The 16,559-nt window shown below is 45.7% G+C and carries 8 protein-coding genes; 4 read left to right on the top strand and 4 right to left on the bottom strand.

What is annotated here, in order from left to right; all coding sequences use genetic code 11:
- Nucleotides 1–13: 13 nt before the first annotated feature.
- The 3 genes from RHEIN_RS10050 to RHEIN_RS10040 form a co-directional block, all read right to left on the bottom strand.
- Entirely contained in the window at nucleotides 14–1,747 is a 1,734-nt protein-coding gene (locus tag RHEIN_RS10050) for an alpha-keto acid decarboxylase family protein (protein ID WP_008898866.1), read from the bottom strand.
- Complete coding sequence (locus RHEIN_RS10045) at nucleotides 1,734–3,542, bottom strand: flavin monoamine oxidase family protein (RefSeq protein WP_008898865.1); 1,809 nt, start codon at nucleotides 3,540–3,542, stop codon at nucleotides 1,734–1,736. Before RHEIN_RS10045 ends, RHEIN_RS10050 begins: the two co-directional genes overlap by 14 nt.
- 335 nt (nucleotides 3,543–3,877) lie before the next feature.
- Nucleotides 3,878–5,341: an OmpP1/FadL family transporter gene (locus RHEIN_RS10040; RefSeq protein WP_008898864.1), complete on the bottom strand. Its 1,464-nt coding sequence runs from the start codon at nucleotides 5,339–5,341 to the stop codon at nucleotides 3,878–3,880.
- Nucleotides 5,342–5,615: 274 nt separating this feature from the next.
- Here RHEIN_RS10040 and RHEIN_RS10035 point away from each other — a divergent pair, with 274 nt between their 5' ends.
- The 4 genes from RHEIN_RS10035 (at nucleotide 5,616) to RHEIN_RS10015 (ending at nucleotide 15,357) form a co-directional block, all read left to right on the top strand.
- Nucleotides 5,616–6,683 (top strand): efflux RND transporter periplasmic adaptor subunit, encoded by a 1,068-nt coding sequence (locus tag RHEIN_RS10035; protein WP_008898863.1) that lies wholly within the window; start codon nucleotides 5,616–5,618, stop codon nucleotides 6,681–6,683.
- A gap of 71 nt (nucleotides 6,684–6,754) precedes the next feature.
- Complete coding sequence (locus RHEIN_RS10030) at nucleotides 6,755–9,994, top strand: efflux RND transporter permease subunit (protein ID WP_008898862.1); 3,240 nt, start codon at nucleotides 6,755–6,757, stop codon at nucleotides 9,992–9,994.
- A 4-nt stretch (nucleotides 9,995–9,998) separates the two neighbouring features.
- On the top strand, nucleotides 9,999–13,064 hold the full coding sequence (locus tag RHEIN_RS10025; RefSeq protein WP_008898861.1) for an efflux RND transporter permease subunit: 3,066 nt from the start codon (nucleotides 9,999–10,001) through the stop codon (nucleotides 13,062–13,064).
- A gap of 601 nt (nucleotides 13,065–13,665) precedes the next feature.
- Nucleotides 13,666–15,357, top strand: a complete 1,692-nt coding sequence (locus RHEIN_RS10015) for a DUF262 domain-containing protein (RefSeq protein ID WP_008898860.1) — start codon at nucleotides 13,666–13,668, stop codon at nucleotides 15,355–15,357.
- Nucleotides 15,358–15,576: 219 nt separating this feature from the next.
- On the opposite strand, the gene RHEIN_RS10010 is transcribed toward RHEIN_RS10015, so the two are convergent.
- A complete protein-coding gene (locus tag RHEIN_RS10010; protein WP_008898859.1) occupies nucleotides 15,577–16,209 on the bottom strand; it encodes a hypothetical protein in 633 nt (210 codons plus the stop codon).
- Nucleotides 16,210–16,559: the final 350 nt, after the last annotated feature.

Genomic DNA, 16,559 nt, shown 5'->3' with positions numbered 1-16,559 from the left:
ATATCTTCGTTCTTTATGTGGGGATGGCGCATTGCTCTACAGTATGACCAGTAATGGATTTCACCAGTCCCGCCATAGCTGGCGCTAAATCCTGAGACTGAATAACCACTTCGACTAAAGCTGGCTTGTCCTTTTGCGTCATGATGTGCTCCAACGCCTGCAGCAATTCTTCGCCGTTTTGAACTCTGTACCCTTCTACAGAAAATGCCTTGGCTAAGCTCAGGTAATCCCATGTCGGCAACAGGTCAAAAGGCGCAAAGTGGCCGCCTTTGGCAAAAGCACAGATATCGACAAAAGACTGCTCAATCGCATAAACCTTGTTGCTGATCACAAAAACCACAGAGTTCAGCTGATGGCGGCTGATGGTCGATAAACACTGACACATCATCATAAAACCACCGTCTCCTGCTATGGCCATAGCGCGTTTATCACTGGCATAAGCGATACCTGTCACACAACCTGTTTCATGGCCCAGGGAACCCCAGGCTGCGTCAGCAATAAAGCTGTCCTGCGGTAAACCATAAAGCCTGGCTGACATATAAAGTGACGAGCTTTCCCCTAAAATCAGCGAGATGTTGTCCTGCAGTTGATGCTGTAACAGGTAGCCGTAGAACAAGTCAAAAAAGTTCTGGTAGCTTAATTGCTGTTGCAGCAAAGCCGGAGTGATTTGCGGTTGAGGCGGTAACAGCGGCAGCGCACTATTCTGTCGTGGATACAAAGAGGATTTTTTAATCTCATCTGTCAACTGCAGAATAAAATCAGCCAGATACAGCTGATGGTAATACGCATGGCCCAGTCGTGAGGTTTCATCATTATTGACGACGATCATCTGGTCAAACTGTTTGCTTAGCATTGTCAGGTAATCGTCGGTAAAAATAACCCCCAGCGCCAGCACACAATCGGCTTTTTCGATATATTCCACTGTAGCCGGGAAAGATGCTCCATCAGCATAAGTGCCGACAAAAATGCCTTCGTTTTCACTGATCACTGTTTTCGCCAGGCTGGTGGTACTGTAGGGCAGACCACTGGCTTTCAACAAATCAAGCACAGCATCCTGCAGACCAAATCTGTTGATTTCCACACCCAGCAAAACCAGCGGTTGTCTGGCTGAATTCAGCAGTTTCAGCGAGTCAGCAAGCATGGCTTTCAGTGCGCCTTCTTCACTGATCAACGGCAAAGCTTTGAGTTCGCCTTCGGGTTTTTCGCAGGCTAAGCCCCAGACGTCCTGCCAGGCTTCCAGGTAAATGGGGCGGCGAAAGGTAATAGCCAAAGTCAGGGCTTTATCTATTTTCTGTCTGGCATCTGAGGGATCACTTAATACTTCTGCTGCTACTGTGACATTGGCAAACACCTTGCTGTCAGCCAATAAATCACCTGTACTGTGATGAAACAATACACCAGTTTCTTTGATGGTTTTTCTGTTGCCAGTGCTGGGACTTGCTGTAATCACAACCACAGGATTGCGTTCGACATAAGAGCCGGCAATAGCGTTCAGCACACTAAAAGTGCCAACGCCAAACTGCACAGAAACGGCGCCAATACCCGTTAAACGGGCATACCCATCGGCAGCATAACCAGCGCCCAGTTCAGTCAGATCGCCCACTGCCTCTATGCCGTTAAACTGTTCCAGTGCATCCATAAAGTTGGCGACATAATCGCCTGGCACCTGAAATACTTTACGCAGGCCCAGTTGATGCAAGCGGGTTAACAAATAGTCGGCGACAGTAAAAGAATTAATGCTCGACATTGTTGATGCCCTCATATGCAAATTCTGTCACTTCATTGAGTACTTCAGAGCAATCGCCGCAGACACAGCTGTTGCTGTTAGAGTGAAGATCAGGCGCAGGGCAGGCTGTCGGCAGGAAATTGTAATCAGGATTGTCCTGCAGAATTTTGGCAAAGGCAGGATCCTTTAACAACCACTGGGGTTTACTCAGGCCAAAAAACTGTTCCAGCATAGACTCAGCTGTATTGAGTGCACCTTCTACCCAACCTTGTTCGTAGGAATAAGCTTCGCCGACAATATAAATTTCCTGATCCGCGACAGGATGGCGCATCCGGCACATGATTTGATCCAGGCGGTAATTCGCTTTCCATTCGTGCCAGCCGCCGCCATAAGGATCATCACCCCATTCCTGATAAACAGCAGAATAAGGCGGTGGCAGTTGCTGCTGATTATGTAGTGTTGTGACCTGCTGATGAGCTGTTGCTACCATATCTTCGGTGATTTGGAATTCGTGTTTCAGTACCACCTGTTCCGGAGCGCAGGATAAAGACTGTGGCACATAACCGGTAAAGGCTTTGCCCGCTTCCAGACCTTTCCAGAACGGCACTGTGCCTATGTCGTTGTAAGAAGCCATCAACAAGGAATGCAAGGTGGATTCGCCGCCTGGCTGTTCACATTCAGTGCCCATATAGTAGGTCTGGCGTATGGGTAAATCTGTCACAGAGCGGCCAGCCACTAAGCCCAGGCTTCGCCACCAGGGCTTTTCGTAGGCCAAAAACATTTTAAAGGCAGATTGGATCAGCACAGATTTAATGTTTTGTTTCAGCCAGGGATCTTCAAAAAAGGGCGAAGAAATTAATTCAAGAGAGCGTCGTGGCATAGCCAGAATGATCTGTTTTGCCAGTACTTCTGTTGGTGCACAGTCAGGCTTATCTGTGGTTTTTCCTGCTTCATTGGTTTCTGTGGCCTGAAATATCAGGTTGTAGCGGTAGTCAGAGTCTGGGTTGTAGCGAATTTCTGTCAAACGTTGGTTCATTTGCACCCGGCCTGATGACGCAAGCTGTCCCGGCATATCGGCAAACTGTTGTGCCAGCGTCAGTGGCAAACTTTGAAAACCATCTTTTAAAGTTAAAAACTCGGTGTCATCTTTGTATTCGGTGGCGGGCAACTGAGTCACTGCGTTGGCGTTAGCCACGTTCGCTTCGTAACCGCCAGCATCTTTCATAAACTGGTAACCTTCATTACTCAGTACTTTGTACAGTAAATCCCAGAAACCATAACGCCAGATCTCCTTGCCAAAAAATTTCACCTGCATTTGCTGGTTGAGGCTCATATCGGCAAAACCCGGACAGATTAAGTTCATCACTTTGACCTGCATGTTTTCCGGACCATAACCACGCTCTGACCAGCTCAGGTTATAGGGAATACGGTCCGGATGCTCGGCGAAATCGCGGTAACGGAAGTACTGACCACGCAGATAAAACAAATTGTTGTCTGCACCCGCAGCTTTGCCGTCGGGTTCGATAGGCAAAGTTGAACCCATAGGGAATTCTTTGGTAGGCAGTTGCAGCTCTGTCACCAGGTTTTTCACCATCAGATGGGAACCAGGAATATACCTCATACCTCCGAGCTCAGCCACCACATTGGGTAAACCAGGTAATTTACGGCTGTATAAGCGGCCACCAATTCTGTTGCTGTATTCATATAACGCAATAGCGCTGTTGTGGCCTCTGTCCTGCTGCAGACGCCAGGCGCTGTAACAGCCCGATACTCCGCCGCCTATAATGGCAATATCCAGTTGAATAGGTTGAGTCATATGCTTCTCCTTAAGTAATCAGCCAAAGGCTGCAGATGAATAGCCGTATAACTCAACTGCTTTGGCTTGAGCAGCGGGTAAAGCTGCGTTTTCCTTAAGTTAACGGTGAGTAGTACATCAGGGCAGGGAAAACGATGGCTAACACCAGTCCCTTTGATGTAAACATTATGATGTCTCAGACTAAAGTATTTGTCACTAGATTGAGTACAAAATTATGCAGTTTTTATCAAAGATGAAAATTTGAATAAAAACCGGGAAGAGTTTTGTTGCATGCGGATAAAAAAACCACCGTAAAAACGGTGGTTTTGGTAAACGGGTTTAAGGCTGTTTTGGCTTTAGAACTTGTAGTTCCACTGCGCCGCCAGCACCTGGGCATTGTTGCGGTAGTTCGCTTGTACACCTGAGTTATAAATACGGTCGCCGTTGGCGTTGTATTCATGCTCATCAATGCTGACTTTATTCATCCACATATAACCATAGGCAAAGTCGACACTTTGAGCGGTATTCAGATCCCAGGTTGCACCCCAGGTCCACCAAATCCGGTCCGCTGTGGGCACTCTGGCTGTTTTATGGCTGGTGGAGATAGGGTTTTCATCGTAAGCCAAACCAGTTCTTAACGTCAGCTCGTCGTTGTAGTGGACTGTGGTACCTAAAGAAAATGACCAGGTATCATGCCAATGCTCTGGGATATAGCCAATGTAACCTGCTTTATTCAGGTTTTGCGGCATCTGAGTGCTTAAAGAAATACTTGGTGTGCTGTCATCACTGACGATATCGATAGACTCGAAGCTGCTCCAGCCTGTCCAGGTTACACTGGCTTGCACAGAGAACAGCTCTGTGATTTTCTGATCCGCACTAAAAGCCAGGTTGGCAGGAGTGGTTAAATCCAGTTTGCTTTGCTCTGACAGATAGCTGTTAGCGGCCAGTTTGCCTGTTGCTACACTGACGGCAGGCAGCTCTGGACGAGCGATTATAAAATTAGGGTTGCCAGCCACATTTGCGCCAGTAATAGGAGTGTTGGTGATTTCAGAGTCACCTTTTAAATTGTATTTCACTTCTGAGTGATACACCAAAGCCAGTTTGGTTGAACCTAAGTCAGCATGAACACCAAAGTTGTAACCGGCTGCCACATCATCGCCACTTACTTCGTAGTGGCTGTCACAATAAGCTGCGTTGTACACATCTGCACCATATAAAGCATTGATATTGGTGCCCAGTTCACATAAACCTGAGTGGTCTTTGTATTTGGATAAAGTGCCTTCGGCGTAATTGATGTTGATACCCAGGCCAACAGACCAGGCTTCATTTAGTTTATAAGCCACAGTAGGCTGCATGGCGACCACTTTGATGGCGGTTTCATCGGCAAAATAACGGCCAACCCAATCGTCATGGTAGTCAGACGACAAACCAAAAGGTGCATAGACACCAATACCCCAGCTTAAGTTATCGCTGATATGGTCAGTGTAAAATACAAAAGGTACTAACTCAGCTAAGGTGAGCTTGCCAGAGTCGCGGCCAGAAACTGCCATACCATTTGCACTTTGGGCTGATGCGTCACTGTAGCGGCTGGTTGCATAGATCAGGTTTACACCACCGGAGAAATTCGCGCCTTCTAATTCAGTTAATGCAGCAGGGTTGGAATACAGCAAAGAAGCGTCGGTGATCTGAGCGCCACGACCGGCATAAGCGTTACCGGCAGCGCTGACGGATTGTTCAAACAGTTTGTAGCCTTCAGCGAATGCGGACTGATTAACCAAGGCAAGGCTGATTGCCAAAGGTAATGAAGCTTTTCGTAACATTATTTTTGTACCCTGTAATGAATTTCGCGGCATTATAGGGGGACAAGGTCTTAGAGTACATGCTCTAAGTCTGGCAAAATCCGCTACTGGTCTGATCTTTCATTGACTAAAAAGTAGTGAAATTTGCCAAAGGTTAAAAATGAACTCAGGCTGATTTTATGTTTTATTATTTTATCTAGTTGTTTTTAAACGGATTTATTTATATTTTTCGAAATGGCACAGGGGATGCAATCCTTCTGCAACTGATTCGATTTTGTTTATTCAAGGATTAATTATGAAAACCCGCTCATTGCTTGCGACTGCTGTAACCGCTGCCTTATTAGCCAGTTCTTTGGTATTAACCGGATGCGGCAACGCTGAAGGAAGTCCTGATGCTGCTAAAGTGGAAACCGTAATTAGCATTCCTGTTGAGGCCGCTGTAGTCAGTCGCGGTGAGATCAGCAGCTTGTACCGCACCACCAGCACACTGGAAGCCAAAGAGGATGCTGAAGTAAACAGCAAATCCACTGGCATAGTGCAGCAGTTGTTTGTGGAAGAAGGTGATGTGGTCAAAGCTGGGCAGGTGATGGCGATTTTAGACACTGAACGTCAGCAACTGAATTTAGCCAAAGGCAAAGCTGAATTGGGTCAGTTAAAAAGTGAACTGGCGCGTTTAGAAACTATGTATCAGAAAAAACTGGTCAGTTTTGACTTGTACGACAAACTAAAATGGCAGGTTGAATCTTTGTCAGCCTCAGTGGCTTTGTCCGAGCTGGCATTAAAAGAAACTCAGATCATTGCGCCTATCAGTGGTGTTATTGCCCGTCGTCATGTCAAAGTGGGTCAGCTGATCACTGAGTTTTCTTCCAAAGCTTTGTTTGAAATTGTGTCACAAGAACGCTTAGAAGCTGTGATCAATTTACCTGAGCATCAGCTGCCTAACGCTAAAGTGGGGCAGGTGGCACACTTGCATTTTGCCGCTATGCCAGTTAAACAGGCCAAAATTATCCGTATCTCTCCTGTGGTAGATGCAGCTACAGGAACAGCCCGTGTCACAGTCGCTGTAGACAACAGCGATCTGACATTAAAAGCCGGTATGTTTGCTCAGGTTGAAGTGCAATACGATGCAAAAGATGCTGCTTTATTAGTGCCAAAACGTGCTGTGATGGCGATGGACAATAATAGTTCAGTCTTTTTAGTGAACAAAGACGGTAAAGTTGAACGCAAAACTATCACGACTGGCTATGAGTCCGACACTATGTTTGAAGTGGTGGAAGGTTTAGCTGAAGGTGATCAGGTGGTCACTGCGGGTCAAGCCAGTTTAAAAGAGCAAAGCCCTGTTCAGGTCATTGCGAAGAGCTAATCAATTCTCCCTCAGCAGTGGGGCGAAAGCCCCACCGTTATGAATAAATAAAAATAATTTAGGGATCTTCTATGAAACTAGTGGATATAGCCGTTGCACGTCCTGTCACCATGTGGATGTTCACTTTAGGCATAATGTTATTTGGTTTAGTTGCTATGGGGCGACTGGCCGTCAATTTACTTCCTGACTTGTCTTATCCCACTTTAACCATTCGCACTGAATACCAGGGGGCAGCTCCGGCTGAAGTAGAGCAACTGGTCAGTAAGCCAATAGAAGAAGCTGTGGGTATCGTTAAAGGTATTCGTAAAGTGCATTCCGTATCCCGAGCGGGTCGCTCTGATGTGATTATGGAGTTTGAATGGGGCTCAGATATGGATCTGGCAGGCCTTGAAGTGCGCGAAAAAATCGACGTGCTTTATCTGCCGTTAGATGTGAAAAAGCCTTTGCTGCTGCGGTTTAACCCGAATTTAGATCCTGTGGTTCGTTTAGCCTTAAGCCGGGATGAAAAAAATGATTTAACCCCGACTCAACTGGTGAGCTTGCGTACTTTTGCTGAAGAAGATTTACGTCGTCGTTTAGAGTCTTTGCCTGGCGTGGCTGCAGTGCGGCCTGACGGTGGTTTAACTCAGGAAATTCAAATTCTGGTTAACAATGAAAAATTAAGCCAGCTGAAACTGGATATCAATACGGTAAACCAGCGTTTAAAAGAGCAAAATATTAATCAGGCTGGAGGTCGTTTAGAAACCGGTAGTCATGATTATTTAGTCCGCACTATTAATCAGTTTTCGAATTTAGATGAAATCCGCAATTTGTATATCGCCAAAGTGGGCGAAAGCCAAATTCGCTTGTCAGATATAGCCGAAGTGCGTGACTCCTTTGTGGACCGTCAGAGCATTACTTATGTGCATGGCAAAGAAGCCATTGAAATTTCTATCTATAAAGAGGGTGATGCCAATACAGTTCAGGTGGCAAAAACTGTGACTGCAAAACTGGGGGATTTACAAAAAAATCTGCCGGCCGATTATCAACTCACCTTAGTCTATGACCAGTCTACTTTTATTAAACAAGCCATAGATGAAGTGAAATCAGCTGCTTTTGCCGGCGGTATTCTGGCTATGCTGGTGTTGTATTTGTTCCTGCGTAATGTCTGGACCACGCTAGTGATCTCTGTGTCTATTCCCTTGTCGGTGATCGCCACCTTCAATCTGATGTATGCGCAGGATATCAGCTTAAATATTATGAGCTTAGGTGGTATTGCCCTGGCCATAGGTATGCTGGTAGATAACGCTATAGTGGTGCTCGAAAACATTGCCCGTTACAAAGAGCAGGGCATGGCGCCTATGGACGCGGCAAAAAAAGGTGCCAGTGAAGTATCGATGGCGATAACTGCTTCTACTTTAACCACAGTGGCTGTGTTTTTCCCGCTGGTGTTTGTGGAAGGTGTGGCAGGGCAGCTGTTTAAAGATCAGGCCTTAACTGTCACTTATGCCTTGTTGGCTTCATTACTGGTGGCTTTAACACTTATTCCCGCTATGGCAGCCCGTGAGCGCACTGGTTCTGCTTCAGCTGTTGCTTCTACTGGTGAAACAAGCAAAATAACTATTAAACCATCCCGTTGGTATTTATGGCCGCTGGTGCCTTTCCATCTGCTGTATCTGGCTGTGCGCTTTTTGTTTTTAGGCGTATTTACCTTGCTGACCATTTTGTTTCGTGTGGTGGCTAAAGCCTTAAGTTTTGTGTTTAAACCGCTGCTTTATCTGGTGCAGGCCTTTTTAGCTGCGCTGGAGTCGGGTTACCGTGTGGTATTAACGGCTGCTCTGAAAGTAAAAGCTTTGGTGGTGGCCGCTACTATAGGCATCACAGCACTGATTTATTCACTGATCCCGGGTTTAGGTTTTGATGTGATCCCAAGTATGAGTCAGGGCGAGTTTTATGTTGAAGTGCAGCTTCCTGTGGGCAGTGCCATTGAACGTACCGACAGAGTGTTGAAACAGCTGGCCGCTGTGGCTTCACTGCAACCTGAAATTGACCGCAGTTATGCTCAGGCAGGTACAGGGCAGCAGATGACTGTGGATCCGAATGTGGGGGGCAGTCACTGGGGCCGTTTAAATATTATTTTAAAAGACAGCGCCACTAAGGCGGATGAAGAACGTTTAATTCAATTGTTCCGTGATAGCGTAAGTTCGATGCCTGATCTGACTGCAAAAATTGACAGACCAGAGCTGTTCAGTTTCAGCACTCCAATGGAAATTGAATTGTCAGGCCATGATTTAAACAGCTTAAAAGCCACGTCCGATCAACTGGCAAAGCTGTTAGCCGCCAATAACAGATTTACGGACATCAAAAGCTCGTTACGTTCAGGTCAGCCGGAACTTACCTTGCATTTCCACCACGACAGATTGTCTCAGCTGGGTTTAACTGCGGCTGATGTGTCCAAGCGTGTGGCCAATTATATTGGTGGTGAAGTGGCAGGCCAGTATTCAATTAACGACCGCAAAGTAGATATTCGCGTGCGTCTGGCGGAAAACTTCCGTAATTCAGCGCAGCAACTGTCGCAAATTATCATCAATCCAAATAGCCAAAATCCACTGCCTTTATCTGCTGTTGCTGATATTAAACGTGAAATTGGCCCAAGCGAAATTACCCGTATAGGTCAGCAACGGGTGGCTTTAGTCAGTGCGAATCTGGCTTATGGAGATTTGGAACAAGGCACAGCAGCGGCCAGAGCTGCATTGGCAGAGCTGACTCTGCCTTATGGTGTGGGCGCCACTATAGTGGGCCAAAGTGAAGAAATGGAACGTTCATTTAATTCCCTGATGATGGCCTTGTTGCTGGCGGTGTTTCTGGTGTATCTGGTGATGGCGTCCCAGTTTGAAAACCTGCTGCAGCCTTTGCTTATTTTATTTACTGTGCCTTTGGCCGGGGCTGGTGCTGTGCTTGGTTTATGGCTGACCGGTACCCGTGTCTCTGTGATCGTCTTTATTGGTCTGATTATGCTGGCCGGTATAGTGGTGAATAACGCCATAGTACTGATTGACCGTATCAACCAGTTACGTGCTGAAGGCATAGCGCTCAATGACGCCATAGTGCAGGCTGGCGCCACCCGTTTACGCCCTGTGTTGATGACGACCTTAACCACAGTGCTGGGCTTGCTGCCTATGGTGCTTGGCAGCAGCGATGGTGCAGAAATACGCTCCCCTATGGCTATTACTGTGATTTGGGGCTTGAGCCTGTCTACTTTACTGACACTGGTATTTATTCCTGTGTTGTATCGCCTGACTGCGCGTGACGTACAAGCGGTTAAGGAGTAAGACTATGGATCATAAACCTTTAGTCATTACCCGTTTTGCTTTAACCCGGCCTGTGACTTTATGTATGTTATTTTTGTCCTTGCTGGTATTTGGTTTAATAGCCAGCCGCATGCTGCCACTGGAGAAATTCCCTGGCATCGACATACCTGAAATTTATGTGGATGTGCCTTACCCAAACGCGACTCCCAGTGAAATAGAGCGCTTAATCACCAGACCAGTGGAAGAAGCGCTGGCCACAGTCACTGGTATTAAGAAAATGCGTAGTTTCTCCAGAGAAGACAGCGCAGGTGTTTCGCTGGAATTTAACTGGGAAGAAGACATCAATACCAAAAGTATTGAAGTACGCGAGCGTTTAGACAATATGCGTCATTTGTTGCCACGCGATGTGGAGCGGGTGATGGTGTATCAGTTTAATACTGCCGATATGCCTATTTTCCAGCTGCGTATTTCCAGTGACCGTGACCTGGCTATGGCCTATGACTTGATTGAGCGTGTGATTAAGCGTCCGCTGGAACGGGTGCCTGGTGTATCCAGGGTGGAGCTCTATGGTGTGGATAAACGTCAGGTGACTATTCGCCTCGACCCACAACGTATGCGCAATTTGCAGGTTGATCCGGCGCAATTGGTGCAGCTGCTTCAGGCAAGTAACTTTGCAATGACAGCAGGGGAGCTGCGTAATCCAAATGAAAGCATTCTGGTGAAACCTGTAGGTGAATTTACCAGTCTGGATGAAATTCGTGCTTTGCCTATACGGGCAGGTTTAACTCTAGGTGCTGTGGCCGATGTGATACTGGAGTTGCCAAAACGTACTGAAGGCCGGCATTTACATCAAACTTATGCTGTAGGTATGAACGTATTTAAAGAATCCAATGCCAATCTGGTGGATGTATCCCGCGCAGCTATAGCTGTGGTGGATGCTGCAGGTAAAGATCCGGCTTTTAACGGTATAAACTTATTCCTGATGGACGATACTGCCAAAGGGGTAACGGATTCTTTGTCTAACCTGTTAAGTTCAGGCGCTATTGGTGCTTTGTTATCTTTTGGCGTGTTGTATTTGTTTTTACGTCACATCCCAACCACTTTAGTGGTGGTGTTGTCTGTACCAGTCTCTTTGGCTATTACGCTCGGCGCTATGTATTTCCTCGGCTACAGCTTAAATATACTGAGTATGATGGGCTTGATGCTGGCCGTAGGTATGCTGGTCGATAACTCGGTAGTAGTTACTGAGAGTATTTTCCGTGAACGCGCTGCAAATCCTGACATTAAAAAGGCCACTGAACTGGGTGTGCACCGCGTCAGTCTGGCCGTGCTTGCTGGTACTGCCACTACAGCTATCGTATTTTTGCCTAATATCATTGGGCAGAAAGTGGATGTCACTGTGTTTTTAGAACATGTGGCTATTGCGATAACCATAGCGTTGGCTGTGTCTTTATTGATGGCGTTAACCTTAATTCCATTTTTGACCACCAAAATTAAGCAAATTCACAGCAGTGATAACGCTGCACCTGGCAAGCTTGAGCTGTTTTATGGCCGCTGCTTACGCTGGGTGATGCGCTCACCTAAAGCGGCTACTGGCATCGCCTTTTTATTGTTATTCAGTATCGCCATTCCTATAGGCGCTGTTTCTGGTGGTGATGAAGATGGCGGAGACAGTGGCAGGGCTTTTCTGAACTACAACGTGCAAGGCAATTACAGTCTGGCCGAGGTAGAGCAGGAAGTGGATCGGATGGAAGCCTATCTGTATCAGCATAAAGAAGAGTATGAAATTGAGTCTGTGTACAGCTACTACAGAGCCAATCATGCGATTTCTATCATTATGTTTAACGATCCGTTGATCAAACCTGTGGCTGAAATTAAAGAAAAGATCCGTAAAAACTGGCCGAAACTGGTGCGCTCTCAACCTACCTTTGGCTGGAGTGACAGTGGTGGTGGCATGCAGGTGCATTTATCTGGTCCATCCACCGAAATACTGACTAAATTAGCCGCTGATATAGTACCTGTTGTTTCACAAATCAAAGGCCTGGAAGATGTGCGCACTGAGATATCAGATGGTCAGTTTGAAATGCAAATTCTGCTGAATAATGAAGAGTTACAACGTCAGGGGTTAGATGCGAGCTCAGTAGCTCAGGCTGTGAGTTTGGCACTGCGTGGCACCAACTTACGCACCTTCCGTTCTGAAGATCAGGGTGAAGTGCAGCTTCGGGTCTTGTATGACGAAAAAGTCAGTCATTCACCTGCAGAGTTGGCCGCTATTCCTGTGATGGTGAAAGACAATGTAGTCATTACTTTAGCTCAGGTGGCTGAATTGAAAGTAGCGCCACTGCTTTCGGAAATACGCCGCTTTAACCGTCAGACTACCCTTGCCATAGGTATGAATATGGGCAAAGAACTGACTATGGACAAGGCCAAAGAAGAGCTGAAAACCCGTTTAAATCAGCTGCAATTACCTGCAGGTTATGCCTGGTCTTTTGAAGGCAGTTTCCAGTATCAGGATGAAGCTCAGGGCATAATGCAAATTAATATGTTGCTGGCTGTGGCTATGATTTATCTGGTGATGGCGGCTTTGTTTGAATCCTTAATTATGCCAACAGCTGTTATAGGTTCTTTGTTGTTCTCTTTTGTTGGTGTGTTTTGGGCCTTTTTATTCACTGGCACTTCTATGGGTATTATGGGCATGATAGGTATGCTGGTGCTGATGGGTATAGTGGTCAATAACGGTATAGTACTGGTGGATCGTATTAACCAATTACGCCACGAAAGCCCGGATGCAGAGCTGGTGCCCTTAATTATTGAAGCCTGTGAAGCCCGGTTACGACCTATTTTGATGACGGTATCTACTACTGTATTGGGTTTATTACCACTGGCTTTTGGTGATGCCGCTATAGGTGGCGACGGCCCAAGTTATGCGCCTATGGCCATAGCTATTATTGGCGGACTGGTGTTCTCGACTTTAACCAGTTTATTGCTGGTGCCATTAACTTACTGGGGTTTAATTCGCTTTACCATCCGCTGGTCTGGCTTTTTAGGCAAAGCCAGAGGGCTTGCGAATAAGGTGATTACGGCGCCTTAAATGGCGAGTTGCGAGTTAAGGTTAGCTGTGATTCGCAGATTGATTCAGGTGGCAGCGGAAAAGCCATAGTGCACGCAGACTCGCTGTTACTATCCAAGTATCTTGGAGATGCAGGGAGGCGAGAAGCCAGCCAGACCCCAGGAACATAGTAGCCTTATGTTCCTGTGGTGTGATGGAGTAGTCTGCAGTTTCAGGTACGACGGGCAGAATACTTATCGGACCCAGTCCAGCAACCTTGCAGGTCAGGGTTTGCTTAGCATCATTACTTTTCTCGCTTTGGCGGACTGGTCTTTCTCTATCTACTATGGCGAAAAGTATGCGCTTTAACTGACTGGCGTTATGCCAGATACAAAAGTAAGTCATACGTTATTGTTTTAGTGTCTCGTGACTACAAAACTTTCTTTTACTCCATTTACCGTAACTAGTGTTTATATATTGTTGATTTCGCTTCAAAAAACGGATAGCTTGAAATAATAATTACTTTCAACGCATGCAATGACTTGCTAGTTCGTTGCGGTTTGAAAAGTACGATTGGTTTTTGAAACGAACATATGCGTACTAAGCCTAATGTCCTTCAGAGTTGTATAAGTGCGGAGTAAAAATGGGTAAAAAAATCAGTGGTGCAGAATACCCTCTAGCCAAGATCTTCAGTTCAGACTTTGAATATGTAATTCCGTCATATCAGCGACCATATGCGTGGACAGTCGATCAAGCAGCGGAGCTCTATGATGATCTTTATACTTTCTATAGTTCTGAGCCAGAGGACGGTTATTTCCTCGGAAGTATAGTTCTGATTAAGCAAGAAACTTCGCCTTTTTCTGAAGTGATTGATGGCCAGCAGCGCTTGACGACGCTAACTATTCTGTTATCCGTGCTTGCTTCGATCTTGGAAGGGAAGCAGCGAGATACTCTTTCCAAGTATATTCAAGAGCCAGGAAATGAATTTGAAGGCTTGGAGCCTAAACCTCGTTTGACTTTACGTGAAAGAGATAAGACGTTTTTTGCAAAGTATGTGCAAGCATTGAATTTTGACAAACTAGGTGATCTGGACGAGAAGAGTCTCGACAATGAATCTCAAATAAATATCAAGAAAAATAGCCAACTTTTTCTTCAATTAATCGAGAAAAATCTCGGAAATAACGGCGAAAGCATAAAAGGGTTTGTTGCCTTCTTGCTTCAACGATGTTTTCTTGTCGCCGTATCCACGCCAAACCAGCAGTCTGCTTTTCGTGTGTTCTCAGTCATGAATAGTCGTGGGTTAGATCTTCAGCCAACGGATATTATTAAGGCGGACATTATTGGTAAGCTTACCACTGACAAACAGCGAGATGCATACAACGAGCGGTGGGAAGACATGGAAGTTGAATTGGGTCGTGGTGGTTTCAATGACCTGTTTACCTATGTTCGAATGATCTACGCGAAAGAGAAAGCAAAAAAATCTCTTTTAGATGAATTTAGAAATCATGTTCTTAAAGTTTCCAATGATCCAGAAAAGCTTGTCAGCGACGTTCTGGAGCCTTATGCGAGTGCATTAGCGACGGTTCGTAAGGCAAACTACGAAGCAGTCTCTCATGCTGAAGAAATCAACAGATACCTGCGTTGGCTTAATCGTATTGACAACTCAGACTGGATGCCTGTGGCGATACTCTTTCTATCAAGAAATAAAAACATACCAAAATACGTTGAATGGTTTTTTAGCAGGCTTGAACGTTTAGCTGCTTATATGCATGTATGCGCTTTGAATATCAACGAAAGGATTGAACGTTACAACGATGTCATAAGAGCGTTGGAGGATGAGCACTCATTTGACTCGCCAGCCCAAGCTGTGGAATTGATTGGAACAGAAAAGGAGAAAATGCGTGAGGTATTGAATGGGAATGTATACGAACTTACACCAAGGCGAAGAAATTATCTGATTCTTCGCCTTGATGCTTTTCTGTCTGACGGCGCTGCGTCATATGATCCTAGTATACTGACTATTGAGCACGTTCTACCTCAAACGATAGATGACAACACGGAATGGTCAAAATTGTGGCCAGATGAACAACAACGCCAAGAGTGGGTGCATCGGATAGCAAATCTGGTTCCTCTTAATAGAAGACGTAATTCTCAAGCACAGAATTATGACTTCTCAAAGAAAAAGGAGGCTTATTTTTCCGGAAATAAAGGTGTGTCGTCATACATACTTACAACACAAGTTCTGAACAGTGTGCAGTGGACACCGGAACACCTGCAAAATCGTCAAAGTGAATTGCTTGAAGTTTTGCAAGAGAACTGGAGGTTGGGCGCATAGGAACGCATTGAGTCAGGTCTCGAATGTTGTGCGCATTGCGTTGAATCAATCATGGAAAAATTCATAAATGAGTTGTGATACACCAGGCCGGCCCCTGAGGAATTCTGCAATTAGACTTGATAAAACTGGAAGCAAAATGACTCATAACTGCTTCCAGTTTGTTCTCAACATAGCTGTTATTTAGGCAAGTTATTTGGCAGGATTTAGTATTTAATTTCGTTAAATCGGTCCATCACAAATAATCAGCATACCCCCACGCATACATATTTGTTCTGGTGACGGGGTAATGGTTTTTGATGTGTCGGTCACATGCCCATGATTATCAGTGACTCGTAACCTGACGTGAGTAGGTTCATACACATCAATATGGTGGTCGGTCACACTGACTCCATTAACCCATTTTTCAACCTGGGTAATATGTCCATCCCGATCCGAGTACTCAAAGGCGGCAACTGCTATTCCAGCCTGGTAATAGGTAGTGTCAGTTCTGCTGTCGTAGCTCTCCTGAATATAATGCTGACGAATAACAGCTCTTGGCGTGTACTGACAATTTTCCACAGTACGCTGATCATTGCCAACCGCAGGTAAATAGCCGGAACATTGATAGGTCACGTAATTATTACCATCCCGATGACGTTCAGTAAGCGTCACCCACTGTGTGGCGCTTCTGGGTATATAGGACGACAAGGAGCGCCCACGGCTGGAGCAACTTGCCCAACCATAATAATATGGGGTTGATACGGTGCTCGTAGTACAGTTTACTTTTGCATCGCCGTTAGGAGAGCTTTGAGCATAGCTTTGGATACTGGTACAAGAGAGTAACAGGGCAGGTATTAACAACTTCAATTTCATATACACCTCTTTTTATTATGTTTTATAAGCAGTTTTCTGCTTAGTCGCGTCAGTAAAGAAACAAGTAAAGCTAAAACAGCCTTATTCTGTTATCATATTTATAACATCTATCTATGTAAGTTTACAACGGTTTCTGTCTTTGGGGCGGACTTGGCTTCAAGTTTTAACCAACAGGGTCAGGTCTTGAACATTTCATGGATTGAGTTAAATTGTTTATGAAAAAACTCATAAACACATCTGTCATGCGAAAGGCAATACCTGACTCGTTGAGCTAAGGTCGAAGTAGTCCAGCACCAGCAGTGATTGCTGACCAGGAGCAAATGAACTGGGGCTCGCCCTTGCTCAGGCCG

The organism is Rheinheimera sp. A13L (assembly GCF_000217935.1).
Taxonomy (GTDB): Bacteria; Pseudomonadota; Gammaproteobacteria; order Enterobacterales; family Alteromonadaceae; genus Pararheinheimera.
This window is presented reverse-complemented; position numbering and strand designations above follow the sequence as displayed.